Here is a 24723-nt window from a genome sequence, read left to right as displayed (position 1 = left end):
GAGCCTCAACTCAACTGATGTCAGCTTAGGTTGCCTTTCACTGCCAAAATTGCAGGTGGCAGTTCTTCGCCAAGTGAACTCAGCATTTCCCGTTCAATTAATCGCACCATGGAGTTGAGCGGTAAATCATTGTCTTGCAGGCCAAAAGGTTCTTCAAGTTGTTCGCTGAGAGCATCTAAACCTAAGAATAAATAGGCAATTAAACCCACCAAAATTGGTGTCCAGATTCCTAAACTTGCTTCTAAACTAAAAGGCAGAATAAAGCAGAAGCAATACACAGTGCGGTGCAACAAGACTGAATAAGAAAAAGGCAAGGGTGTGCTGAGAATTCGATCGCAACCTGCTTGCACATTACCCAATTCAACAATATGTTGATTCAAGCCTTGATAAATAATATCGGAAATTTCACCTGTTTTCAGTGCGCTGACTAACTCTTTTTGAATGCTTTCTAAAATAAACTGTGCGGCATTAATATGCGGAAATAATGCTTCATAATCTGCAGATGTGAGGTTGACTTTGTTTTGATAAAAATCGATAGGTTGGTTTTGATTGCGTAAACGGTTACGCAATAAATTACTAAACAACATGACCCGATACATCAAGACCCGACGCTGTTGATCTGGCAGTACGTATGAGTCACGTGAAATATGCCGTGATGTTGCAATTAACGTCCCCCACAATTTTCGACCTTCCCACCAACGTTCATAACTGGCGTTATTTCTAAAACTGAGGAAAATAGACAAAATAATACCGAAAATGGTAAAGCCAATGGCTGGTACGCTCGGCACTTGAAAAAAGTGGTGAGAAGACAAATACACTAAGACCGTAGAAAGGAAGACCACAATTGCAAGTGCAGGTAAGACCGTGGGTAAAATTGTCCCATACCATGCAAACAGTAGGGTAAAACTGTTGTTTTTATTGCGAATAATCATCTTGATGCATCCTTGAAGCTGTCCTTAGTGTTTCATAGACAAACAACGCTTGGCAAGATGATAGCTAGCTTTTGATTCAAAAAGCAGCAAGCGGCTTAAAGTCAATTTTTCTTATTTATTATTGCAACAGCCAATAAAAAAGTGATGCCATGAAGACATCACTTTTTAAATACTTTCAGCAACTGAATGCTCAAAGTTTTAGCTTACATCGGGTAATCTTGCAAACAGTCTGGAATTTCAACTTGTGCCAAACTGTCTGTTTCTAAAGCTAAATATAGTGCAACAATTTTAGCGGTATCGCACAGGTGTTCATCTTTGAGTGCTAAACCTGCTTGTAAAGATTGTAAATCTTCTTGGCAAATATCTAGGGCTTGCGCTGCTTCAAGTGCATCTTCACGTTTGAAAAACGCAGACATGACATTGCGTAACTGTTCTTCTGAGGTATTTAGAATACTTTGATTGAGTAATTCATCTAATTGGTCAGAAGCTTGGTTGAGGGAGTGAGAGAAATTTTGAACTAGATTGTGTTCAAGTACATCCATCATCTTAAGCATGGGGAAACCTCCAAAGATGCTCGTACATTTAATATTACAGGGGGAGTATGACAGCCGAATTGCATAAAATTTATGCTTTAAATTGATTGAAAAGTAAACTAAATTTAATACTTTGACAATGCAGTGCCGATGAACGTCCAGTTCACTGCTCAACCTTGAAATCACAGCGATGAGTTTTCTTTTATAATTAAGTTGTTTGTAAAATACACAAAATAGTGGCTGAGTAGTAGGTGATAAGTCACGCAATTATGAGCTTTCAATTATGAGCTTTCGGTATATTGTCGATATGCACCAGGATTGACCCCAGTCCATTTTTTAAAGGCACGATGAAAAGCGCTAGGATCATGGAAATTTAATTGATCGCTAATTTCCTGAAGTGATTGTTGGGTTTTGCTCAACAATTCAATTGCCGTATCTCGACGGATTTCATTTTTTAATTGCTGATAGCTGGTGCCTTCCTGCTTTAAACGCCGTTGGAACGTCGCTTCAGACATATTGAAATGTTGGGTTAATTCGTTCAGTTCTAACCACTCACTCGGCGGCAATCGCATTAATTGTTTACGGATTTTATGACTCAGCGCATGTGGGTTTTTATAACGCACCAAAAGGTTAAAAGGTGTTTGTTTTAAAAAGCGTTTCCAACTTTTTTTATCCTGCTTGATTTTTAAATCAAGATGTTTTGCCTCAAAATAAATCTTATGCGCTGTACACGCATATTCAATTTCATCACAGAAACGGACACGATAATCAGCATCATCCTGCGGGGCAGCACATTTGAGTTGCATGTTTAAAATAGCGATACGTTGTCCTGTCAGCCAGCACATCAAGCCATGAATCAGCATTAAATAAGTGGCATAACTAAACATCGGTTTCACTTGATCTTTATCGTGAATGGTTAAGATTGCATATTCACCATCTACGTTTAATTCACCTGAAAAATCATCCAGTATTAAATTAAAGAAATTTAAAATGTCCTGTAATGCGGCCTTTAAATGCTCTGCTTGGTACACCCATTTAGACAAGAGTTGATAACTGCCACGACGCATAGCATGGCTGTCCATGCCAAAAAATTCATCGTTCATGGCATCTGCCAGTGCAATCCACAATTGACCATATTGCAGAATTGACACCCTCGCTTTGTTGGAATGTAACAGCTCTGCAGGAATACCCGCCGTCTGCAAAATCGCATGCGTATCCATACCGCGTTGCTGTGCAGTATGCAAAGCTTCATGGACTAAAGCAATTGAAATTGTACCTTTGCTGTAAGTGAGCTGAGTTGCATTCATGGGATGGCGTGGTATTCCATTTACAAGTTGAGTGTTCAAATACATCATAGTCGATGCAGGGTTTGGAAATTGTACTCTAGCTTGAGTGTGATTAATCTGTTTCTTAAGTTGTATCAACCTGAAAATTTATAAGGAAAATAAAATGAAAATTCAAGGAAAAGTCTGTGTGGTCACGGGTGGTGCATCGGGTTTAGGCGCTGCGACTGCACAACATTTAGTTGCGCAAGGTGCAAAAGTTATTTTGGTTGATATGAATCAAGAACTTGGGCAGCAGCTTCAACAGCAATTGGGCGAAAATGCAGACTTCGTAGCTGTAGACGTGACCGATGAAAACCAAGTACAGCAGCTTTTTAACCATATTGAGCAAAAATACGGACAGTTAAATGGCTTGGTGAATTGTGCAGGCATTGCACCGTCTGCTAAAGTCTTGGGACGTGATGGTTTGCATGATTTGGCAATGTTCCAAAAAGTGCTGAATATTAATGTCACGGGCAGTTTTAATATGATCCGTTTTGCGGCACAACTGATGGCGAAATATGACTTAGCCGCCGATGAAGAAGAGCGTGGTGTGATTGTGAATACTGCTTCGGTTGCAGCATTTGATGGGCAGATTGGACAAAGTGCGTATTCTGCATCGAAAGGTGCAATTGTGGGGATGACGCTGCCTTTGGCACGTGAATTGGCACGTGAAGCCATTCGGGTGATGACGATTGCCCCCGGTATTATGGAAACCCCGATGCTGAAAGCATTTCCACAGCATGTGCAAGATGCTTTAGGGCAAATGGTGCCATTTCCACCACGTTTGGCAAAGCCTGAAGAATTTGCGCAATTGGTGGGTCATATTTTTGAAAATGGTTATTTAAACGGTGAAGTGATTCGTTTGGATGGCGCAATTCGTATGCAACCGAAATAAGTTATGACGATGCTATATCCATAAAATAGCCTAAGCAAAAATTCAAGTATTGAAAAACTGGATACTAAAAAACCGTTGCAATACAGCACAAGGATGTTGCGCGCATTCCTGACAAAAACAACATCTACCATATACACAGAGGGTCACCATGATTTTAAGCCATGAACAAAAAATGATTCAGGATATGCTGCGCAGTTATGCACAGGAAAAGCTTAAACCAACTGCAGCGGCACGTGATAAAACTGCTGAATTCCCTGCAAAGGAGTTAAAAGAACTGGGTGAGCTAGGTGCTTTGGGCATGACCGTTGCAGAAGAATGGGGCGGTGCAGGTTTAGATTATGTATCTCTCGTTTTAGCCTTAGAAGAAATTGCTGCGGGTGATGGTGCAATTTCAACGATTGTGAGTGTGCAAAACTCATTGCCATGCGGAATTACACAACGCTACGGCACAGAGGCGCAAAAACAAAAATATTTAACTAAACTGGCAACAGGCGAATGGTTAGGCTGCTTTTGTTTAACTGAACCACAAGTCGGCTCTGATGCCAGCGCGATTGAATGTAAAGCTGAAAAAGATGGCGAGGATTGGGTTTTAAATGGCACCAAGCAGTTTATCACCACAGGCAAATATGCAGATGTTGCTTTAGTTTTTGCTGTAACGGACAAAACTGCGGGTAAAAAAGGCATTTCCTGCTTTTTAGTCCCGACGAACACACCAGGTTATATCGTGGCACGTTTAGAAGACAAAATGGGACAGCACTGTTCCGATACCGCCACCATCGTGTTGGAAAACTGCCGTATTCCTGCAGAAAACCTATTGGGGCAAGAAGGTGAAGGCTACAAAATTGCACTCTCTAATTTAGAGTCGGGGCGTATTGGTATTGCCGCGCAATCGGTGGGTATGGCGCGAGCAGCTTTAGATGCAGCCGTGGACTATGCCAATGAGCGTAAAGCTTTTGGAGTTGAAATTGTGCAACATCAGGCAGTCGCGTTTCGCTTGGCAGATATGGCAACACAGATTGAAGCTGCACGACAGCTTATTCTACATGCCGCAAGCCTCAAAGATGCAGGCTTACCGTGTTTAAAAGAAGCATCTATGGCCAAGCTTTTTGCTTCAACCATGGCAGAGCGTGTGTGTTCAGATGCGATTCAAATACATGGGGGCTATGGCTATGTATCTGATTTCCCAGTTGAACGTATTTACCGCGATGTGCGCGTTAGCCAAATTTATGAAGGTGCATCCGATATTCAGCGTTTGGTGATTGCACGTGAAGTGACTAAGCGTTAAAGCTGAGTATCTAAAACTTTAGTCGGTGTCCAAAGCTTGCAAGGTTATTGCAGGATGTGGAAATTGAGAAAATGTTCAAATCATGTTTAGCTAACTTGATTGAAAAATACGCGAAGATCATGTCGTGATTGCGTTGCATGATCGACTTCAACACAGCAAACCTAATTTAAATTTTAAAGAGCGATTCAATCCTAACTTGTAAAAACGGTTAAAACAATAACGCATATTGCTGCAAATGAATTGCAGTGTCATCAGTTTAAGACGGAGCTTAAAAGAATGAAAACTTTGCAAGAGGCATATCAACAGTTTGATATTGAGCAACTGATTCAAACCCAATTGGCAGGAACGCCAACGGCACTTAATGCCTATGAAGAATGTTGCGGACGCTATACGGGTACTCAACAAACTGCCTTAATTTGGGAAGGCAAACACGGTCAAACTGCATCGTGGACATTTGATCAACTGGCAGAAGCATCTGGAAAATTGGCAAATTATTTTACTCAACTGGGCTTAAAAGCAGGTGATTGTATTGCAGGATTATTGCCGCGTACGCCTGAATTGTTAATTACGGTTTTTGCCACATGGCGCATTGGGGCAGTGTATCAGCCTTTATTTACAGCCTTTGAATCTAAAGCGATTGAGCACCGTATTCAAACTGCAAAGACGCAGCTCATTGTGACCAATACTGAGCAGCGTCCAAAACTAAATGCCTTGTCTAATGTGAAAATTTTAACTGTGGACGCAGCAAATCAAGCTCAAAACCATGATACAGATTTTTGGCAAGTTCTAAGCACTCAAGACACTTACTTTGAAACCGTGTATCGCAGTTTTCAAGATGATTTTCTGATGATGTTTACATCAGGCACTACGGGTTTAGCTAAATCTGTACCTGTGCCTTTAAAAGCCATTGTGGCATTTAAAGGTTATATGCAGCATGCAGTCGATTTAAGAGCAGAAGATTCATTTTGGAATTTAGCCGACCCTGGTTGGGCTTATGGCTTGTATTACGGTATTACAGGGCCACTGAGTTTGGGGCATAGCATTATTATGGATGAACGTCCATTTAGTGTTGATCATGCACTGGAAATTATCCGTAAATATCAGGTGAGTAATTTAACAGGTTCACCAACCGCATTTAGAATGTTCTTTGGTTTTAAAGAAAAGTTTGATGGTGATATTCAACGACATCTGCGTGTGGTTAGCAGTGCAGGCGAGCCGCTCACACCAGAAGTGATTCATTGGTTTAAGCATGATTTACAAGTCAATATTTATGATCAATATGGACAAACCGAATTGGGGATGGTGATTGCCAATCATCATGCACTGGAACATCAGAAAAAAGTAGGTTCTGCGGGTTATGCTATTCCCGGACATCGTTTCGCGGTTTTAAATGCACAGCATCAGGAAGTCGCTCACGGCGAAATTGGCACACTTGCACTGGATGAATCACAATCGCCTTTAATGTGGTTCAAAGGTTACGATGGGGATGACCGTAAATCATTTGTGGGACAGTATTATTTAACGGGTGATACGGTACGTTTAAATGAATTTGGTGGGATTGATTTTATTGGTCGTGCAGACGATGTCATTACAACTTCGGGTTATCGTGTCGGGCCTTTTGATGTAGAAAGTACTTTGCTTGAATGTGAGGAAGTGCTTGAATCCGCAGTAATTGGTAAGCCAGACCCAGAGCGTACAGAAGTGGTAAAAGCCTTTGTGGTGTTAAAAAATCAATATCAACCAAGCACTGCATTGCAGGAAAAGCTGCAACAGTATGTGCGTTCACGCTTATCGAAACATGCCTATCCTAAAGAAATTGAATTTGTCAGCAGTTTGCCTAAAACATCCAGTGGAAAAATTCAGCGTAATTTATTGAAGCAACAAGAAATTGCAAAACAAAATGCTTTTAAAAAAGTGAGCTAAATTCAGCCAATAGGCCCTGTTAATTATTGCGCCATAAGAAAAACGCCATTCATACAGATTGGCGTTTTTTTAAATCTGTATTCTTTATTTAAACCACCCGATTATGCAAGCACGAACTCAATCGATAGAAAATGTGTGCATCATATTGGTGATGTGATATTTTCAACTTTATGCTGACACAATGAACAAGGCTGCATGTACTTCGATTACGATAAAAGCATGTAGGCAGCGCAATACATATTGGGGGAGAACATCATGGTAACAGCTCATTTAAATTTCACGCAGCCGTCAAAGCGGATATTTACGAAGTCGATATGGATGGGCGCAGCTTTACTGTTGTGTGCCTCTGGCAGTTATGCACAAAACTGGAACCCAGCGCCAACTGCTGAAAGTACAGCCTATTCCAGCTATCCAGCAGCAAAAACGCCACAAAAAAATTATGCAGTCTTTGCCGAATACGCCAATTTTGAAGCAGATTTTGACAGTGGCGATACAGTAGAACTAGATGGTTTTGCCTTAGGTGTTTCTACCACGCCACATCGCTCAGGTTTTTATGGCAGATTGGAATTCTTAAAAAACAATGAATATGATTTGGATTATTACGAATTTAATATGGGCGGGAATTTAAACCTGATCAGCTATTATGGTTTTTATCTAAATACATACGCAGGTTTGGGTTATAGCGGCGCAAGTTCAAAGCTGCTTGCCAATGATGTCAATTTTGTCACTTTACCTGTGGGTGTAGAAGTCGGTTTGAACTTTGTTCCTGATTTCTCGATTTACGCCACTGCAGGTTATAAATGGTTATATGACAGTACCTCGAATACCACCTGTAAAGATGGGACAACCTCAGACAAAGTCGGGAATACAGCATGTTACTGGAATGGTGGAATTGCCTATTATAATGAATATATTGGCGATGCCGATGGTGTCACTTATAACGTAGGCATGCGAATGCATTTTTAAGCAAGTCGCTGCACATCTCCCATCTGTTCAAATACGCAACAATTCAACCGCCGTCATGGCGGTTTGCTTTGAATACCCGTTATACTTGGCGTTTTGGTTTTGCAGAATAGGGCATTTTCTTGGAAAGCATATTCGATACTCAGTTGGAATTGAGCGATGCAGAAATGCATCTATATAGCCGACAAATTTTATTGGATGGCTGGGATATTGAAGCACAAGAAAAATTAAAACTTGCCAATGTACTCATTGTGGGTTGTGGCGGGATTGGCTGTTTTAGCGCAGAATTACTGGCACGTGCAGGCGTAGGTAAAATCACCCTGATTGATGCCGATGTGATTGAAACCAGTAATTTGCAACGACAAATCGCCTATACCCCCACAGATTTAGGCTTTTATAAGGCCGAAATTCTCGCAAAAAGATTAATGCAAATTAATCCTTATATCGAGATTGTTTGTTTAACCACGCTGTTAGATGCGCAAAATGCAGGCACTTTAGTTGCCCAACAAGACCTAGTTTTAGATGGTTGTGATAATTTCAGTACCCGATATTTGGTCAATCAATATTGCCGACAATTGAATGTACCTTTACTCAGTGCCTCTGCCATTGGTTTTCAAGGGCAAATGTTCATGGTCGAAGGTGATTCTGCTTGCTATGAATGTCTGTTCCCGAAAGAACAACATGCCAATGAAAGTTTGCGCTGCGCTGACAGTGGCGTATTGGCAACCACTCCCAACGTCATGGCCAGTTTACAAGCGCATCATGCCTTATTGTACTTGGGTTTAGGCAACACCGCGCTGAAACAAAAGCTATTACTTTGGGATGGTTTAAGCATGAAACAACGCTTATTGTCGTTTGATCAAGACCACAACTGTCCAGTTTGTCAGGCAAGATAGCCTTTTTACTTGGCAATTTTTTGTTAAACTCTCACTACTTTAATATGACTCAGACATGATGAAAAATAATATCTGGTTAGATGGTTTACGTTCAGTTGCTCGCATGGGTGAAACTGCCGTAGTGGCAGCCAAAGCAGGCATTAAATATGCCACTGAAAAGCCAAGTAATGCCAAACTCATGCGCGAAACATTTGAATCTTTAGGTTCAACCTACATTAAACTTGGGCAGTTTATTGCCAGTACACCGTCATTGTTCCCGCGTGAATATGTCGAAGAGTTTCAAGGTTGTTTAGACCAAACTCCAACTTTACCGTTTAGCTATGTGCAGCAAGTATTGGCATCTGAATTTGCAGGGCGCAATTTAGATGAAATATTTGCCTCAATAGATGAAAAGCCTTTAGCTTCAGCATCTATCGCACAAGTGCATGCTGCAAAATTGGTAAGTGGAGAAGATGTGGTGATTAAAGTGCAAAAACCGGGGGTAGAAACTATTCTCTATACCGATTTAAACGTCTTGCACTGGGCGACTAAACTGCTCGAAAAAGCTGTGCCCAAAGTCAAATTTGCGTCATTGGCCGATATTGTCGAAGAAATCAAAACCCGTATGGTGCGTGAAGTCGACTTTATTGAAGAAGCACGTAACCTAGATGATTTTATTAATTATCTGAATTTAACCCAAAATACAAAAGCCACTGCACCTAAGGTCTATCATCAATATTCCACCCGTCGCGTATTGACCATGCAGCGTTTGTATGGCGTACCTTTGACCGATTTTGACGTGGTGAAACAAGTATCTAACGATCCATCGCAAGTGTTGATTACTGCCATGAATACATGGTTTGGTAGCTTGATGATGTGTAACAGTTTCCATGCCGATTTACACGCAGGCAACCTGATGTTGCTTGAAGATGGGCGTGTCGGCTTTATTGATTTTGGTATTGTTGGACAGCTGAATCCTGAAGTGTGGACTGCATGTATGGCTTTTATGGATGCTCTACAAAATACCAACTACACGCTTATGGCGGAAAATATGCTCAAAATGGGCATGACTGACACGCAAATTGATACTCAGGTTTTGGCAGCAGATTTAGAGCGTTTATTTAGTGGCGTATTGCTGGCTGATCCTCAAGAATTGCTGACTTCTAACCCTGCAGATTTAAATGACATCATGCTTGATATGGTTGCTGTGGGTGAGCGTCATGGGATTCGTTTCCCACGTGACTTTGCTTTACTGTTCAAGCAAATGTTGTACTTTGACCGTTTCATGCGCGTTTTAGCACCTTATACCGATATTTATGCCGATCAACGACTGCAGATGGTACAAAGTATTGATCCGAATTTGTTGTTAAAGCATTAATTATCCATATTGGGCGAATCAAGCCTTCTGGTTGCATATTTTAAAGCCACCGATCTTTTGTTTTATGAGTTCAGTGTGGCTTTAAAATACGGCAAATATCCCTTTCAATAGACAGAGATAGAAGGATTTAAAATGAAATATAGAGTGTGGTCATGGATGCAATTATCATTGAAGGCTTAAAGGTAGAAACAGTCGTCGGCTGTTTTGCATGGGAGCGTCAGATTCAACAACCGCTTATGTTGGATTTGATTATTGCCACCAATTTAAGCCAAGCTGCAGCTTCAGATGAGTTGCAAGACACGCTCAATTATGCAGAAATTTGCAGCATTTCAGCGCAAGTGATTCAGCAGGCTGCGCCCAAATTGATTGAGCATGCCGCACAATTGGTATTGGATGCACTTTTTACGACTTTTGCCGCCATTGAATCCATTACCATCACCATTCGCAAACCTGCCATTATTCCAGAAGCCAATTCTGTAGGAATTCGTCTTGAACGCCACCGAAACGATTTTTGCCCTCGCTCTGGCGAGTAACTGCGAAGCACCGCGTCAGTTTAAAAATGCCTATCAGCAAATTGCTGCATTGGGTGAAGTGCATTTTTCGCACATTTATCTGATTCCATGCCGTGATGGAATTGGTGCAGACTATTGGAATTCTGCTTGTTTGCTAAAAAGCCGTTTAAGCTTTGAGCATCTAAACGTCATCCTTAAGGAATTGGAAGTTGCAGCAGGGCGTGTGCGTCCATCGCATGATATTCCGCTGGATATTGATATTATTGCGTGGGGTGAAAATTTAGCTCAAATGCAATTCAATCCGAAAAAACTGCCACTGGCTTTAGATGTTAAAATTCCAATGTGGGATATTTGGCAAGATGAGGCTTTTGTGCATCCAGAGCATGACTACCCAATTGTGAGTTGTGAAGAATAAATCAGCCAATAAAAGGGGTAGATTCGTACTACACATCTTTAAATTTTGGCTGTGATCTGTGATCTCGTTTCGGTTAACATCACCGTGTCATATCTTTCTGATATATTTGTATGAAAAACCATCAAAAACAATATTTTTCTGTATTTATACGGCTTTGCACTTAAAAAATATCCACAAAATCTGCGGATAAATCTTGGGATAACTCAAGATCGGCTCTTTCTCTGTTATTTTTTGATCGTTTTAATCGAGATGTTTTCTATTCCAATGACATAAAAAAACGCCCACAATTGTGAGCGTTTAAGTGTTATCAATTCATTAAATATAATAACTGGTCTTGGTCATGAGCTTGGAAATCGCAGTCATGGTCAAACGTACAGGTACAGGCAAATCTACACCACCTGCTTTGAGCGCCGTATCGCGATGATGCAATTCATCTTCATTCATTTGGACTAGAATTTTACGTGAACGATCATCTTGTTCAGGCAATTGGCTAATATGATGTTCTAAATGCAAGCTGACTTGACGTTCAGTTTCTGCCACAAAACCCAAACTGTATTTATCGCCCGCAATACCTGCAATTGCACCCATCCCAAAAGACAAGCCATACCATACAGGATTAAGCAAACTGGTGTGACTGTCTAACTCTTTTAAGCGGTCTTCGCACCACGCCAAATGGTCTTGTTCTTCAATTGCAGCCTGTTCCATTTCACGACGTACATTGGGCAATTTCGCAGTTAAAGCCTGACCGTGATATAAGGCTTGTGCACAGACTTCACCACTATGGTTTACTCGCATTAAGCCTGCAACATGACGTGCTTCACTCACTGCCAATTTGGTTTCAACCGTATTGCCTGGGTTTTCACGTTGAGCCGAAGTTGTGCCAGGTACTAAACTACGCAAGGCTTGGTCAAATGAATGAATAAACTTGTCGATGCCTGTGTAATGACGCATGAAATTAATCCTCCAAAGAGTCCTGTGCAGTATCTAACATTGGCTTGAGCTTTAACAAGAGCCAAAAGGTGAAAACAGCACTTAAAACAGCCGTAATACTAAATAAAATTTTTAAATCAATTTTTAAAATGCTTAAAATTAAAATCGAAAAAATGGCAGATGACACCATAAATACCGCATTTAAAATATTGTTGGCTGCGACCACACGTGCGCGGTGCGAGCGAGGGGAATAGGCTTGCATCATGGCATATAAGGGTACAATGTAAAAACCGCCACTAATGCCGAGTAAAGTGACTGCGCACATGACATGATAATAACTCCAGTCTTGCTGAAAGACTTCGGCTAAGCCCAATAGCGCACCTGTTTTTTCTGGTACAAAAGCCAATGCGCCTGCCAAATAAAAAGCAAAGACGGTTAAACCGACTGCGCCAATAGGCACCATTTTAATATTAACGTCTGTACCGCCTATTTTACGGCAGAGCAAAGAACCTACGCCAATACCGACAGAAAAGAGTGTCAGTAATAAACTCACTACATTTTCAGAAGCATGCAAGTTTTGTTGAGTGAGCTGTGGAATTTGGGTTAAATACGTTGCCCCATAAAACCAATACCAAGAATTGCCCAATAATATTAGAAAAATCATCGGCAGGCTTTTGGCATATTTAAAAGTCTGGAAACTGGTACGGAAAAAATTCCAGTCAATTTGAATGTCGGGTGCCGTGACGCGCTGCGTCAGCACAAAACGACTTGAAGCATAACCAATTAGTGCAATAATCACCACAGTTAAGCTAATCCAGACTAAATTGCCTGCAGATACCGAAATCACTGCACCGCCTAAAATCATCCCCAATAAAATTGCAATGGATGTACCTGACTGGAAAATTGCATTGCCTGACATCAGTTCATGCGGTTTGAGTACTTCAGGCAAAATGGCATATTTGATTGGGCCAAAAAAGGTCGATTGTGCACCCATTAAAAACAAGGCCATCAGCAACAGCCACAAATTTCCTAAAATAAAACCAACGGTACCAATCAGCATGATGATAATTTCAAGCAGTTTGATGGCACGTACCAATTGAGCGCGTTCATACTTGTCTGCCAATTGTCCTGCGGTGGCAGAAAAAATGAAATAGGGCAAAATAAACAGCAGGGCTGCCAAATTGTTCAGGGTGCTGACATTTGCAGATTGTTGGCTAATCCAGCCATAGGTAAAGACCAAAAGCAGCGCTTGTTTATACACATTATCATTGAGTGCGCCAAAAAATTGAGTGAGAAACATCGGCAAAAAGCGACGACTCTTTAACAAATGTTCATTTTTTTTCATGCGTGATTAACTTCGTTTAGTTTTATTAAGAAATGTGACCACTTGATATAATTGTACAGAAAATCATGTATGATGTTTCAAGTATTTCACTAATGAAAAAATCGAACAAATAGTGTTTATACGTGGGTTGATTGGGGTTTATCCAAAAAATTAAATCAGTTTAGAGTTTTTTATGCTTGTAAATACAAACTTTAAAAAATCAGTACTGTGTTCCAGTATGCATGCAATTTTATGCTGGAATATGCCGAAAAAGCTCGGACTAAGTCTGTTTTTAGGTTTAGTTGCATCCTCAAGTTTTGCAGAAAGTCTTAAGGTATCTAACTCCAACACCCAACTCGCTGAAAATCCTACATCACTGCAGACTCCAACTACAGAAGAAGCACAAAATTTAGCTGAAGAAATTAAACAACTGGCAGCAGCACAAGGTAAAGACAGTGCCCAAGATCTACAAAAAATAGAAGAAGCTTTAGAGCAAGCGCAAACACCTGAATTTAATAGTCTAGAAATGCTGCAACAGCAACAACAGGCAGGGGCATCTTTTGCTGAATTTCAGCCTATCGAATTTGAAGACTTAGAAGATTTACCCATTGCACCTGTAGATCAGGGGCTTGCCAATGAAATTTTTCAGGTGGCAGAACAAGCCAAACAAGAAGCGATGCTAGACCGCAATGGTCAAGTGCCAGAAACGTTGGTTCAAGACGCAACACAGCAGGAGCTACTGCAAATTGATCAAGCGCCTGTAAATGTCGATCAGCTCATAACCAATATTCAGGCAGACAGTAATTTTGTAGTGGAAGCCAATCCTAACGATACCTTAATGACTGAATTGGGCTGGATGACGCAGGTCGAAAATGCCGATAAACCCGGTTTTTTCAGACGTTTACTGTATAAAGTCCGTCCACCGCGTGAGCTAAACACAGCCAAAGTGCCGCGTATTAGTGCAGATGTAGTCATTACCGCAAATGGCGCCAATGGTACACAAAACTCAATTGGAGAAGTGTCGCCCGATGCTTATCGTACAGCGGTGGATCATTTAAGTGCCAATATTAAGGCCAAACTTTCCAGTTTTACCCAGGAATCTTTTGCAGATTTTCCATCGGCATTGCCGCAACTGCGTACGTTGTCAAATCAGGCTGCGCAGGCGGTGGGTTTTTATAATGCCGAGTTTAAGTTTGAAAAACTCAGTGATAGCCGCGTGCGTGTGCAGGTTGTGCCAAATCCACCTGTGGCGATTAAACAGCAAAATATTGAATTTACAGGTGAAGGACAATACGAGGCACAATTTCAGGTTATTGGTGTCTTGCCTGATCAAGAAGTAGATGATGTGTTTAATCATGGTTTGTATGAGCAAACCAAAAAACGAATTACCGATGCCGCTTCAGATAACGGTTATTTTGACAGTTACTGGCGTTTGCATGACGTTAAAGTCGCTCAACCTCAAAATACAGCCGATATCAATTTACGTTATGAAACAGGCGAGCGTTATAAACTCGGAAATGTTGAATTTCGTATGAGCGATCCAAATCAAGAATTCCCTTTGGATATGGATATTCTGCAAAGTATGGTCACTTGGCAGGACAATGCTGACTATACTTTTTGGCGTGTGAATGGTTTGGCCAACAACCTCACCAACTCGCGTTATTTTAACTACACCTTGGTTGATACAATTCGCCCTGATCCTGTCGAGTATCCTTTGGAATTACCGCCTGATATTCAGGCTTTGGTCGATCAACAAAAACTCTCTGTTTACGATGCCACAGTCGTCGATCAAAAACGGGTGGTGTCATCTCAGGAAGTGACGCAATCTGTGGTGAATGAAGCTGAGTTTGCAGGCACAGAAGAAGGTGCGAGCAACGATAAGCTGCACATGCTACAAGCACAGCAAGAAGACAAACAATCAGAAGAAGAACGCTTAAAACAACAGGCACGTATCGACAAAAAAATTCCTGTGATTGTGACTTTAAATGCAGACCGCTTAAATAGTGCCGAAGTCGGTGCAGGTTTTGGAACTGACACAGGCGTGCGTTTGCGTGGGCAATATCGCCGTGCCATTGTCAATAAACGTGGTCACTCTTTCGATGCTAACTTGGAGCTTTCGCAAATTCGTCAAGCTATTGATGGACGCTATAACATTCCTTATAACCATCCACTGAATGATTATGTTGCGTTGGTTGGCGGTTATGAGCGTGAAGAACGTGACGATGTTGCACAAGGTGGCGGCTTGATGATTGAATCTGCGGTTGCAGGTGTTGACCGTGTGATTAAAAAACCAATGGGCAGTTGGCAACATACTTTTGGTTTACGTTATCGACTAGATCGCTTGACCGAAGATGGCACTGTGTTTTTAACTAAACCTGATGCGTTTATTGCCAATGGTGACGTCGAGCAACAATCGTTATTGCTTGGCTATGAAGTTTCACGTACTGACAGCAACCGTCGTGTTAATCCAAGCAAGGGTTTCCGTCAAATTTATAAAGTAGAACTAGGAAGTGAATCACTGCTCAGTGATGCAGATTTAGCCATTCTGAATGCAGGTTGGCGTTTTATATATTCATTGGGTGAAAATGACGACCATCAGTTTGTCGGGCGTAGTGACTTAGGTTATATCTTCACCGAAGATTTTAATAAAGTGCCGTATAACTTGCGTTATTTTACCGGTGGCGACCAGTCTTTACGTGGCTTTGACTACAAGTCTTTATCACCACAAATCGAAGGCTTTAAAATTGGTGGTCAGGCTTTGGCAGTGGGTTCATTAGAATATAATTATCAATTTAAAGAGGGTTGGCGCGCAGCTGTATTTAGTGATTTTGGTAATGCTTACGATAAAGACTTTAGCAACGACACCGAATATAGCGTAGGTTTAGGGGTACGTTGGGCATCACCGATTGGTCCAATTCGGATAGATGTAGCTTCTGGCATTTCAGATGACAATCATCCAATCCGTTTACATTTCTTTATTGGCTCTCAACTATAAATTTAAGACTTAGAGAACATTATGGCTGAAGTTGAACAGCAACCAGAAACTCCAGTAACGCCACCAAAAAAGCGTCGAATACTCAGGAGCGTTTTATTGTCACTGCTGTTGATGCTGGTGTTATTGGTGTCCGCTTTGGTGTTGATGTTCTCAACAGACCGTGGCTCAAAGTTCTTATTAGATAGTGTATTGCAGCGCCAAGAAATTATTCAATATGAATATGAAGGCGGTAATTTATGGCGCGGGATTATTTTGCGCAATATCATCGTCAGCTTAAAACCTGTTGATGTCAAAATTGACCGTGCCGATGTCATTCTTGGTTGGCGTGCCATACTAGATAAAGAAATCCATCTTAACCGTGCCGATGTGCGTAATCTGCGGATTTATCCAAAAGGCCCACCGAGTGATGATCCATTCAAATTCAATGAAATCCGTTTACCCTTTGTTTTGCGTTTAGACACTGCCGATGTCGATCATTTATTGATTCAAACCGCTTCTGGAACTCAGATCGATTTTTACGATATTCATTTAAACAATGCCTTATGGTCGGGTACAGAGCTTAAATTTGAAGACTCCAAGATGGATATGGAGTATTTGAATGTACGTAATGCCACAGGCAATATGAAGTTTGAGGGTAAATATCCGCTTAATGTGGTGGGGGTTTTAAATATTCCATCTTTACATAACAGCTTAAATATTCACGATATTAAGGTGGTTGGCAAAGGCACGCTCGATACAGTTCAGGCAGGTATTGCAACAAATACGCCTGACTTGCTGACAGGATGGGTAGTGTTGCACCCTATGCGCAAACAAGTGCCCATGTTTGGTGAGTTACAATTTAAAGACTACCGTTGGCCGATTTTGACCGAGCAGGAACTTTTTACTCAAGCGGGCGCAGCCAAATTTAAAGGCGACATTAACCGTTTAGATATTGATGTCAATACGGATTTGAGTGGTAAAAACATTCCTAAAGGTCAATATACAGGTTTGATGTATACCGATTTAGTTCATCAACTGAATATCAGTAATTTAAATGCACAACTCATGCAAGGTGCAGCTAATGTGGCAGGTGTCGTTAGTTGGGATCAAAAAGTGAGTTGGGATTTAACAGGGCGTTTGGATAAAATTAATCCTAAAGATCCAATAATTCCTCAAGTGGTCAAAGACTTTTTACCGCCAAGTTTAGATGCCAATTTGACTTCTAAAGGTCATTTGGAAAAAGGTACGCATTTAACTGCACAAGTTGATTTTGACAGATTTGAAACATGGAACTTAAAACTAGACCAAAATCCTATACAAGGTAAAACGGCGAGTCCAATGGTATTGGATGTGCGCTGGAATAATATTGACCGTGCAGTACCTTATGTAGGTTGGTTAAAAAGTGAATCGGGTGATGTGCAAATGGCCTTAGTAGAAGGTCAGCAAGATATTTTTGTGGCGACTAAAGTCAGCACACATGAAAAAACCATGTTACCTGCGGGCATGTACCAAGCCAAATTGAATTTAAAGAATAATCGTTTAAATATTCCTAATTTTAAATTTGATACTGCAGATAGTCATTTGGCAGGCAGCGCCGTCATTGATTTACCAACTGATAAACGTCAGTTGAAATGGAATGCGGTATTGGCTGCGAAAAACTTTAATCCGCAAAGTATCAGCACCGCAGCACCTGTTAATGTGTTAAATGGGCAGTTTAAAGCCAATGGTTTTGCATTGCCGAATCAGCAAATTATTCATTTGAAAGATATTAATTTGACAGGGCGTTTGGTCAATCAAAATGAAAACGTACATTTAACTGGGCAAAGCACCATCGCTTTATTGTTCCATGATGTGAAAGCTGGTGGTGGCTTTAAAAGTTTTGCCGTGAATTATGATGGTGGGTTAAATGCCAGTGCCATTCAAGGCAGTGAAGGACATTTAAAACTAAAATTATCGGGTACGCCGGAACTAATTAAAATTAGCGACTTACGCCATAATGGTGTTGCAGGGCAAATTGTGGCGGATGGTTTGCTGCATTTGAATCAGGGGGTGAGCTGGAATTTAAACGCTTCTTTAATTCGCTTTAAGCCGCACTATTTTGTGTCCAGTGTACGTGGTGAATTATCGGGCAATATTCGCACTCAAGGTATTTGGTCAGACACTCAAAAACGGATCAACATTGAACGTCTGAATTTGGCAGGCATGCTCAATAATAAACCTGTACGTGGTACGGGGAATTTAGCCATGTTGATTGATGCTAATCAAAAAGGCTTTTTACCACAACAGTTTGAAGCCAATAATCTATTTTTGTCTTATGCCAAAAATCAGTTACAAGCAACGGGGAATGCACAAAATCTGCGTATTAAAGTCAATGCGCCTGCTTTATACGAAATCTATTCAGGTTTACGTGGACGTGCGTATGGCTATATCAATGTGCAGTCGCAGCCACGCTTACAAGCCACTGCCAATTTCGCTGTTGATCAGTTCAGTGTAAATAATATTTTCAGCGTGCGTAAATTGCGCCTACAAGGTGAATTGCCAACCTCTGAAAATACGCCAACGCTGATGACGGCATCCATGGAAAATTTACGCAGTGGCAACCGTGGCATCGAGCAAGGGCAGATTTCTTTAGCAGGTACACGTCAGGCACATATTTTAAAACTAGAAGCCGAAAATAAGCTGAGTAAGTTTTATATACAATTGGCGGGTGGTTTAAATGCACAAAATGATTGGATGGGACAAATTCAGAAAGGAGATTTTGACTCCTTAAGAACCCACTTGGCACAGCGCCAAAACGCGGCCGTGATATATCAACATAGAACCAGTGAGTTGTATGTTGGTGCGCATTGTTGGATGAGTCAGCAAAGCCAATTGTGTTTTGATCAACCTATTCGTGTGAGTAAAACCAAAGCCAATGCATCATTTGTGACTCAAAACTTAGACTTAAATGACTTTTCTGCATTTATGCCTGAAGGTTTGGCGATTACAGGCAAGGTTAATGGGTATGCCAAAGCGGCGTGGGCAAAAGGACAGAAGCCAAAAATTGATGCACATTTGGTCACGCGTGATGGCGTCATTGGACTTGCTGCGGACGATCCACAAGATATCGGCTCTACCTTGCGTTATGAACAAGTGGCAGTGGTCGCAAAAAGTATTGCCGAAGGCTTGAAATTACGTATAGATGTGAAAACGCCTGAAATTGGTACGGGTTATGCCAATGTGCTGATTGATCCTTACACCAAAAATATGCCAATGCGCGGCGAAATTGCCTTTGATCAGGTACAACTCAAAGTCTTTAAACCGTTTATTGCCGATGTGCGCTCAATGGCAGGCATTTTGTCCTTTGCTGGCAAGATCAATGGGACTTTAACTTCACCATTGCTCACAGGTGAAATGCGCCTGAAAGATGGTGCGATCAGCATGATTTCGTTACCTGTAAATCTGACCAATGTGCAGGTCTATTCCTCTATCCGCCAAGATCAAGCCAGCATTAATGGCGCATTTAACAGCGGTGGTGGTGTAGGGCGTTTAACGGGCAGTGTGGATTGGAAAAATGATCCGCGTATTCAGTTAAATTTAAACGGTAAAGACTTATTAATTCGTCAAGCACCGCTAATTACTGCAATGATTACGCCAGATGTATCCTTAGATGTTTTACCTTTCCAGAAAAAACTGAGTTTAAAAGGACGTGTAGATGTACCTCGGGCTTTAATTTCTATGCCTGAAGTGTCTGCACCTGTGGTTAACGTGTCTTCGGATGTGCGTGTGGTACATGAAGGACAAGATCAACTGGCATTATTACGTTCAGCTCGTCCATGGGATATTCGTGCCGATCTTGAATTGAATTTGGGTGATCTGGTCATTTTCCAAGGTTTTAATAGCCGTATTCCACTGATTGGACGTTTGTATTTATCTCAACGTGGTTTAGAAACTGCGATGCGTGCCAATGGTGCGATTGGGGTCAGCCAGCGTGTGAAAATTGAAGCCTATGGACAAAGTCTGGATTTGAACCGTGCCATTGCGCGTTTTAATGGCCCAATTTCTAACCCAACTTTAGATATGGATGCCAATAAAAATGTACAGGGCAGCATGGTCGGCTTTAGAGTTACAGGCACAGCCAGCAGTCCGAACATTCAGGTCTATAACGATGCAGGCTTATCTGAACAAGAAGCATTAAATGCTTTGATCACAGGTCGTATCAATGAAGGTACCAGTGGTTTAAGTCAGACCGAAAGCTTTAAGTCAGACGTCAACAATACTATTGCAGCGGCAGGTATTAGTATGGGATTGGGTGGTACACGTGCCTTGACCAATCAAATTGGACGTACCTTCGGTTTAAGTGGTTTGGCACTTGATGCCCAAGGTACAGGCGATGATACCCAAGTCAGTTTGACGGGTTATATCACCCCAGACTTGTTTATTCGTTATGGTGTGGGGGTTTTCACACCTGTCAATAAATTGACTTTGCGTTATCAAATGAATAAGCGACTGTACTTAGAAGCCAGCCAAGCTTTAGAACGCGCAGTGGATATTTTCTATAACTGGCGCTTCTAACGGCAACCTCACTTAAAAATGCGTTCTATCAGAGCGCATTTTTTAAGCTTGTGCATGGATAGTTTCGTATTTATGTCAACTTTTGATTATCATAAGCACAACAGGAGAGCTTCAATGAAAAAGATTTTGGTGGTGACTGCAGTGCTTGCATTAATGGGTTGTGCAGAAAAGAAACCCTTAACCCCTGAAGAACAATGGCAAGGCTATTGCCGAAGTGTTGGCAATGCTGCGCGTACCATCATGCTAGATCGTCAAAATGCGATTGAAAAAGAACGTGCGATTGAGCATGCCAATAAAATTGAAGATGACATTACCCGTAATTTTATCTCAGAGATTATTGAGCAAGTATATGCATTGCCACTTGAAGAAATTAATGGTGATGTTGATGCGGCACGTGAAAAAGTCCGTACGCAATTTACTGAAAAATGTATCGCGACACCGCATGATAAAATGCCTGATTACAAGCCGTTCTAAAAGAACGGTTTTTTTATGAATTAAAATTGAAATATGTTTTGTACCTCTATATCTTTTATCAAAAATAGCCTAAGTAAATAAAACGTCTAAAACTAAAATAAATAACAAATAAATTGTGACAAGTTCTAAATCTTAAAACTGGCAAAGCTTATCTTTTTCATGAATAATTAAAAACATAACAAAAACAGTAGGAGCGCATAATGGAAGTGGTTGCTTACCTGCATAATGCAGATTTGCTCTTAGAAGATGAACAAGGTGTCGCGGTAATTGGCGGTAGTCATTATGTTTTAAGTTTAGGTGATAGGGTGTATTTACGTCAGCAAATTGATGCACCTGCAAAGATATATCAAGTTCAAATTTCATTTACCAGTGCAGAACACTGTATGCTGCATGAAGATGAAATTCAACTCAAGTTTGAAGGTAGTCGCGAACAATTACAGCACTATCTTCAAGCCACAACAGTACACTAAGGTGGAATATCATTCATTCATTAGAACAGGCAACATGAGTGTTGCCTTTTTTACGAGTTAAACTTTAGGCGAAAAGTTAGTGTACATACAGACAAAGTTAAAATTAAGTCGTGTTTTGTCTGTAAATTGAACAATATGCGCATCATTTAGTTATAAAATAATGGGCATCACAAAGAAACACTCTAGTTGCATTAACTTTTAACCGGAAGTTTAGTAAAATTTTGCAGTCCATATTGTTTGTGATGCTTTAAAAGCAGGAATTCACAAATAATTTTTTAAAAAAGAGGAATAACACCGTGCTAGAAGCTTACCGCCAACACGTTGAAGAACGTGCCGCACTCGGAGTCCCACCGAAGCCACTTGATGATGTGCAAACAGCTGCATTAGTTGAATTATTAAAAAATCCACCAGCAGGCGAAGAAGCTTATTTGGTTGATTTGATTGAAAACCGTGTACCTGCAGGTGTTGACCAAGCGGCATACGTTAAAGCTGCTTTCTTAGCTGCTGTAGCAAAAGGTGAAGCAACCTCTCCACTCGTTTCTAAAGAGCGCGCAGTTTACTTACTAGGTACAATGCTTGGTGGTTATAACGTAGCACCTTTAGTAGAGCTTTTAGACAATGCTGAATTGGCTGGCTTAGCAGCTGAAGCATTGAAAAACACTTTGCTTGTATTTGATGCGTTCCATGACGTAGCAGACAAAGCAAAAGCAGGTAACGAAAACGCGAAAGCAGTTTTACAATCTTGGGCTGATGCTGAATGGTTCACTAGCCGTAAAGATGTACCTGAAGAAATCAAACTTACAGTGTTTAAAGTTACTGGCGAAACCAACACTGACGACTTGTCACCTGCACAAGACGCATGGAGTCGTCCAGACATTCCATTGCACGCAAATGCAATGTTGAAAAACGTACGTGATGGCATCAACCCAGAAGTTCCTGGTGAAGTTGGTCCATTAAACCAAATCAAAGACCTTATCGCGAAAGGCAACCAAGTTGCTTACGTGGGTGACGTTGTTGGTACAGGTTCTTCTCGTAAGTCTGCAACTAACTCTGTACTTTGGTTCTTCGGTGATGAAATCGCGCACATTCCAAACAAAAAAGATGGCGGCTACTGCTTAGGTGGTAAAATTGCGCCAATCTTCTTTAACACAATGGAAGATGCGGGTGCTTTACCAGTAGAAATCGACGTTTCTAATATGAACATGGGTGATGAAATCACTCTTAAAATCGACCATGCTGCTGCTAAAGTAACAGCGTTCAAAGACGGCGCACAAATCGCTGAATCTGAACTTAAAACTCCAGTGCTTCTAGACGAAGTACGTGCAGGCGGTCGTATTAACTTGATCGTTGGTCGTGGTTTGACAGCTAAAGCGCGTGAAGCTTTAGGTCTTGCACCATCTACTTTGTTCCGTACTCCAGTACAACCTGAAAACACAGGCAAAGGCTTCACTCAAGCTCAAAAAATGGTAGGTCGCGCTTGTGGTCTTCCAGAAGGTCAAGGTGTTCGTCCAGGTACTTACTGCGAACCTAAGATGACTACTGTTGGTTCTCAAGATACAACAGGTCCAATGACACGTGACGAATTAAAAGATTTAGCTTGTTTAGGTTTCTCTGCAGACTTAGTAATGCAATCTTTCTGTCACACAGCTGCGTATCCAAAACCAGTTGACGTTCAAATGCAACACACGCTTCCTGACTTCATCATGAACCGTGGTGGTGTTTCTTTACGTCCAGGTGATGGTATTATCCACTCTTGGTTAAACCGTATGCTTCTTCCAGATACAGTAGGTACTGGTGGTGACTCGCATACTCGTTTCCCAATTGGTATTTCTTTCCCAGCGGGTTCTGGTCTTGTAGCGTTCGCTGCAGCAACTGGTGTTATGCCACTTGACATGCCTGAGTCTGTACTTGTGAAGTTCAAAGGTAAAATGCAGCCTGGTATCACTTTACGTGACCTTGTACATGCGATTCCTTACTACGCAATTAAAGAAGGTGACTTAACTGTAGAGAAGAAAGGTAAGAAAAACATCTTCTCTGGTCGTATCTTAGAAATCGACTTAACAGAAATGGAAACTGACTTAACAGTTGAACAAGCATTTGAATTGTCTGATGCTTCTGCTGAGCGTTCAGCTGCAGGTTGTTCTATCACACTTTCTGAAGAGAAAGTTGCTGAATACCTTCGTTCAAACATCACCATGCTTAAGTGGATGATTTCTGAAGGTTATGGCGATGCGCGTACTATGGCTCGTCGTGTTGAGAACATGGAAAAATGGTTAGCGAACCCATCACTTCTTAAAGCTGATGCTGACGCTGAATACACTAAAGTGTATGAAATTGACCTTGCAGACATCAAAGAACCAATCCTTTGCTGCCCGAACGATCCAGATGATGCAAAACTTCTTTCTGACGTTCAAGGTGACAAAATTGATGAAGTGTTCATCGGTTCTTGTATGACAAACATCGGCCACTTCCGTGCTGCTGGTAAGTTATTAGACAAAGTTCCTGGTGGTTCTTTATCTACTCGTCTATGGTTAGCGCCTCCAACTCGTATGGACGAGCGTCAACTTATGGAAGAAGGCTTCTACAACACTTATGGTAAAGCGGGTGCGCGTACAGAAATGCCAGGTTGTTCATTATGTATGGGTAACCAAGCACGTGTAGCACCGAACACAACTGTAGTATCTACTTCTACACGTAACTTCCCGAACCGTTTAGGTCAAGGTGCAAACGTTTACTTAGCTTCTGCTGAGCTTGCATCTGTTGCAGCGGTACTTGGTAAGTTACCAACACCAGAAGAATACCAACAGTACGCTTCTCAAATCGACAGCATGTCTGCTGACATCTACAAGTACTTGAACTTTGACCAGATGGAAAGCTACACAGACGCTGCTGCGAATGTAGACACCAAGAAAATTGCTGCTGCTCAGTTGACCTAAGTTAGGAAAAGCAAACGCAAGAGCA

Annotated in this window: 18 protein-coding genes; 13 read left to right on the top strand and 5 right to left on the bottom strand. The window is 41.3% G+C overall.

The features are described from left to right. Nucleotides 1–20: 20 nt before the first annotated feature. From J4G44_RS09700 to J4G44_RS09690, 3 genes are all read right to left on the bottom strand, one after another. Nucleotides 21–932, bottom strand: coding sequence for a bestrophin family protein (locus J4G44_RS09700; protein WP_004973196.1), 912 nt, complete (start codon nt 930–932; stop codon nt 21–23). A 203-nt stretch (nt 933–1135) separates the two neighbouring features. After that, complete coding sequence (locus tag J4G44_RS09695; RefSeq protein ID WP_180158712.1) at nt 1136–1486, bottom strand: hypothetical protein; 351 nt, start codon at nt 1484–1486, stop codon at nt 1136–1138. 260 nt (nt 1487–1746) lie between these two features. Then, nucleotides 1747–2772, bottom strand: coding sequence for an AraC family transcriptional regulator (locus tag J4G44_RS09690; protein ID WP_178865887.1), 1026 nt, complete (start codon nt 2770–2772; stop codon nt 1747–1749). Nucleotides 2773–2914: 142 nt separating this feature from the next. On the opposite strand from J4G44_RS09690, the gene J4G44_RS09685 reads away from it, so the two are divergent. The 8 genes from J4G44_RS09685 to J4G44_RS09650 all read left to right on the top strand — a co-directional run bounded on the left by J4G44_RS09685 (nt 2915) and on the right by J4G44_RS09650 (nt 11036). After that, nucleotides 2915–3685 carry a 3-hydroxyacyl-CoA dehydrogenase gene (locus J4G44_RS09685; protein WP_004973201.1) on the top strand — a complete coding sequence of 257 codons (771 nt, stop codon included), beginning with the start codon at nt 2915–2917 and terminating at the stop codon, nt 3683–3685. A gap of 148 nt (nt 3686–3833) precedes the next feature. Continuing rightward, a complete protein-coding gene (locus J4G44_RS09680; RefSeq protein ID WP_004973203.1) occupies nt 3834–4970 on the top strand; it encodes an acyl-CoA dehydrogenase family protein in 1137 nt (378 codons plus the stop codon). Between the two features lie 276 nt (nt 4971–5246). Next, entirely contained in the window at nt 5247–6893 is a 1647-nt protein-coding gene (locus tag J4G44_RS09675) for an AMP-binding protein (protein ID WP_004973204.1), read from the top strand. A 255-nt stretch (nt 6894–7148) separates the two neighbouring features. Next, complete coding sequence (locus J4G44_RS09670) at nt 7149–7859, top strand: hypothetical protein (RefSeq protein WP_180158711.1); 711 nt, start codon at nt 7149–7151, stop codon at nt 7857–7859. A gap of 164 nt (nt 7860–8023) precedes the next feature. Next, nucleotides 8024–8752, top strand: coding sequence for a HesA/MoeB/ThiF family protein (locus tag J4G44_RS09665; protein WP_180158740.1), 729 nt, complete (start codon nt 8024–8026; stop codon nt 8750–8752). Between the two features lie 58 nt (nt 8753–8810). After that, entirely contained in the window at nt 8811–10109 is a 1299-nt protein-coding gene (locus J4G44_RS09660; RefSeq protein ID WP_178865885.1) for an ABC1 kinase family protein, read from the top strand. Nucleotides 10110–10261: 152 nt separating this feature from the next. Further along, the gene (folB, locus tag J4G44_RS09655) at nt 10262–10642 is read left to right on the top strand and encodes a dihydroneopterin aldolase (protein ID WP_004973210.1); all 381 of its coding nucleotides are present in this window, start codon (nt 10262–10264) and stop codon (nt 10640–10642) included. Continuing rightward, the gene (locus J4G44_RS09650; RefSeq protein ID WP_178318661.1) at nt 10599–11036 is read left to right on the top strand and encodes a 2-amino-4-hydroxy-6-hydroxymethyldihydropteridine diphosphokinase; all 438 of its coding nucleotides are present in this window, start codon (nt 10599–10601) and stop codon (nt 11034–11036) included. Before folB ends, J4G44_RS09650 begins: the two co-directional genes overlap by 44 nt. Before the next feature lie 315 nt (nt 11037–11351). Here the strand turns inward: J4G44_RS09650 and coq7 are convergent, their stop codons facing one another. Further along, nucleotides 11352–11987: a 2-polyprenyl-3-methyl-6-methoxy-1,4-benzoquinone monooxygenase gene (gene coq7 / locus J4G44_RS09645; RefSeq protein WP_004973212.1), complete on the bottom strand. Its 636-nt coding sequence runs from the start codon at nt 11985–11987 to the stop codon at nt 11352–11354. Nucleotides 11988–11991: 4 nt separating this feature from the next. Then, nucleotides 11992–13311, bottom strand: coding sequence for an MFS transporter (locus J4G44_RS09640; protein ID WP_207973592.1), 1320 nt, complete (start codon nt 13309–13311; stop codon nt 11992–11994). A gap of 172 nt (nt 13312–13483) precedes the next feature. On the opposite strand from J4G44_RS09640, the gene J4G44_RS09635 reads away from it, so the two are divergent. From J4G44_RS09635 to J4G44_RS09615, 5 genes are all read left to right on the top strand, one after another. Continuing rightward, entirely contained in the window at nt 13484–16285 is a 2802-nt protein-coding gene (locus J4G44_RS09635) for an autotransporter assembly complex protein TamA (protein WP_207973591.1), read from the top strand. 21 nt (nt 16286–16306) lie between these two features. Beyond that, entirely contained in the window at nt 16307–20818 is a 4512-nt protein-coding gene (locus tag J4G44_RS09630; RefSeq protein ID WP_207973590.1) for a translocation/assembly module TamB domain-containing protein, read from the top strand. Between the two features lie 114 nt (nt 20819–20932). Further along, complete coding sequence (locus J4G44_RS09625; protein ID WP_104852111.1) at nt 20933–21292, top strand: hypothetical protein; 360 nt, start codon at nt 20933–20935, stop codon at nt 21290–21292. A 200-nt stretch (nt 21293–21492) separates the two neighbouring features. Beyond that, a complete protein-coding gene (locus J4G44_RS09620; protein WP_004973220.1) occupies nt 21493–21762 on the top strand; it encodes a hypothetical protein in 270 nt (89 codons plus the stop codon). 296 nt (nt 21763–22058) lie between these two features. Beyond that, entirely contained in the window at nt 22059–24698 is a 2640-nt protein-coding gene (locus tag J4G44_RS09615; RefSeq protein WP_096900892.1) for a bifunctional aconitate hydratase 2/2-methylisocitrate dehydratase, read from the top strand. Nucleotides 24699–24723: the final 25 nt, after the last annotated feature.

The organism is Acinetobacter towneri (assembly GCF_017498585.1).
Classification (GTDB): domain Bacteria; phylum Pseudomonadota; class Gammaproteobacteria; order Pseudomonadales; family Moraxellaceae; genus Acinetobacter; species Acinetobacter towneri.
Note: the sequence above shows the minus strand (reverse complement) of the source record. Positions and strands in the feature narration are given on the sequence as shown.

Excerpts from the sequence above, each read along its gene's own strand:
- J4G44_RS09635 (WP_207973591.1), top strand. The coding sequence starts at position 13,484 with ATGCTTGTAAATACAAACTTTAAAAAATCAGTACTGTGTTCCAGTATG.
- J4G44_RS09685 (WP_004973201.1), top strand. The coding sequence starts at position 2,915 with ATGAAAATTCAAGGAAAAGTCTGTGTGGTCACGGGTGGTGCATCGGGT.
- J4G44_RS09620 (WP_004973220.1), top strand. The coding sequence starts at position 21,493 with ATGGAAGTGGTTGCTTACCTGCATAATGCAGATTTGCTCTTAGAAGAT.
- J4G44_RS09695 (WP_180158712.1), bottom strand. The coding sequence starts at position 1,486 with ATGCTTAAGATGATGGATGTACTTGAACACAATCTAGTTCAAAATTTC.
- J4G44_RS09680 (WP_004973203.1), top strand. The coding sequence starts at position 3,834 with ATGATTTTAAGCCATGAACAAAAAATGATTCAGGATATGCTGCGCAGT.
- J4G44_RS09665 (WP_180158740.1), top strand. The coding sequence starts at position 8,024 with ATGCATCTATATAGCCGACAAATTTTATTGGATGGCTGGGATATTGAA.
- J4G44_RS09670 (WP_180158711.1), top strand. The coding sequence starts at position 7,149 with ATGGTAACAGCTCATTTAAATTTCACGCAGCCGTCAAAGCGGATATTT.
- J4G44_RS09660 (WP_178865885.1), top strand. The coding sequence starts at position 8,811 with ATGAAAAATAATATCTGGTTAGATGGTTTACGTTCAGTTGCTCGCATG.
- J4G44_RS09690 (WP_178865887.1), bottom strand. The coding sequence starts at position 2,772 with ATGAATGCAACTCAGCTCACTTACAGCAAAGGTACAATTTCAATTGCT.
- coq7 (WP_004973212.1), bottom strand. The coding sequence starts at position 11,987 with ATGCGTCATTACACAGGCATCGACAAGTTTATTCATTCATTTGACCAA.
- J4G44_RS09675 (WP_004973204.1), top strand. The coding sequence starts at position 5,247 with ATGAAAACTTTGCAAGAGGCATATCAACAGTTTGATATTGAGCAACTG.
- J4G44_RS09625 (WP_104852111.1), top strand. The coding sequence starts at position 20,933 with ATGAAAAAGATTTTGGTGGTGACTGCAGTGCTTGCATTAATGGGTTGT.
- J4G44_RS09640 (WP_207973592.1), bottom strand. The coding sequence starts at position 13,311 with ATGAAAAAAAATGAACATTTGTTAAAGAGTCGTCGCTTTTTGCCGATG.
- J4G44_RS09630 (WP_207973590.1), top strand. The coding sequence starts at position 16,307 with ATGGCTGAAGTTGAACAGCAACCAGAAACTCCAGTAACGCCACCAAAA.
- folB (WP_004973210.1), top strand. The coding sequence starts at position 10,262 with ATGGATGCAATTATCATTGAAGGCTTAAAGGTAGAAACAGTCGTCGGC.
- J4G44_RS09700 (WP_004973196.1), bottom strand. The coding sequence starts at position 932 with ATGATTATTCGCAATAAAAACAACAGTTTTACCCTACTGTTTGCATGG.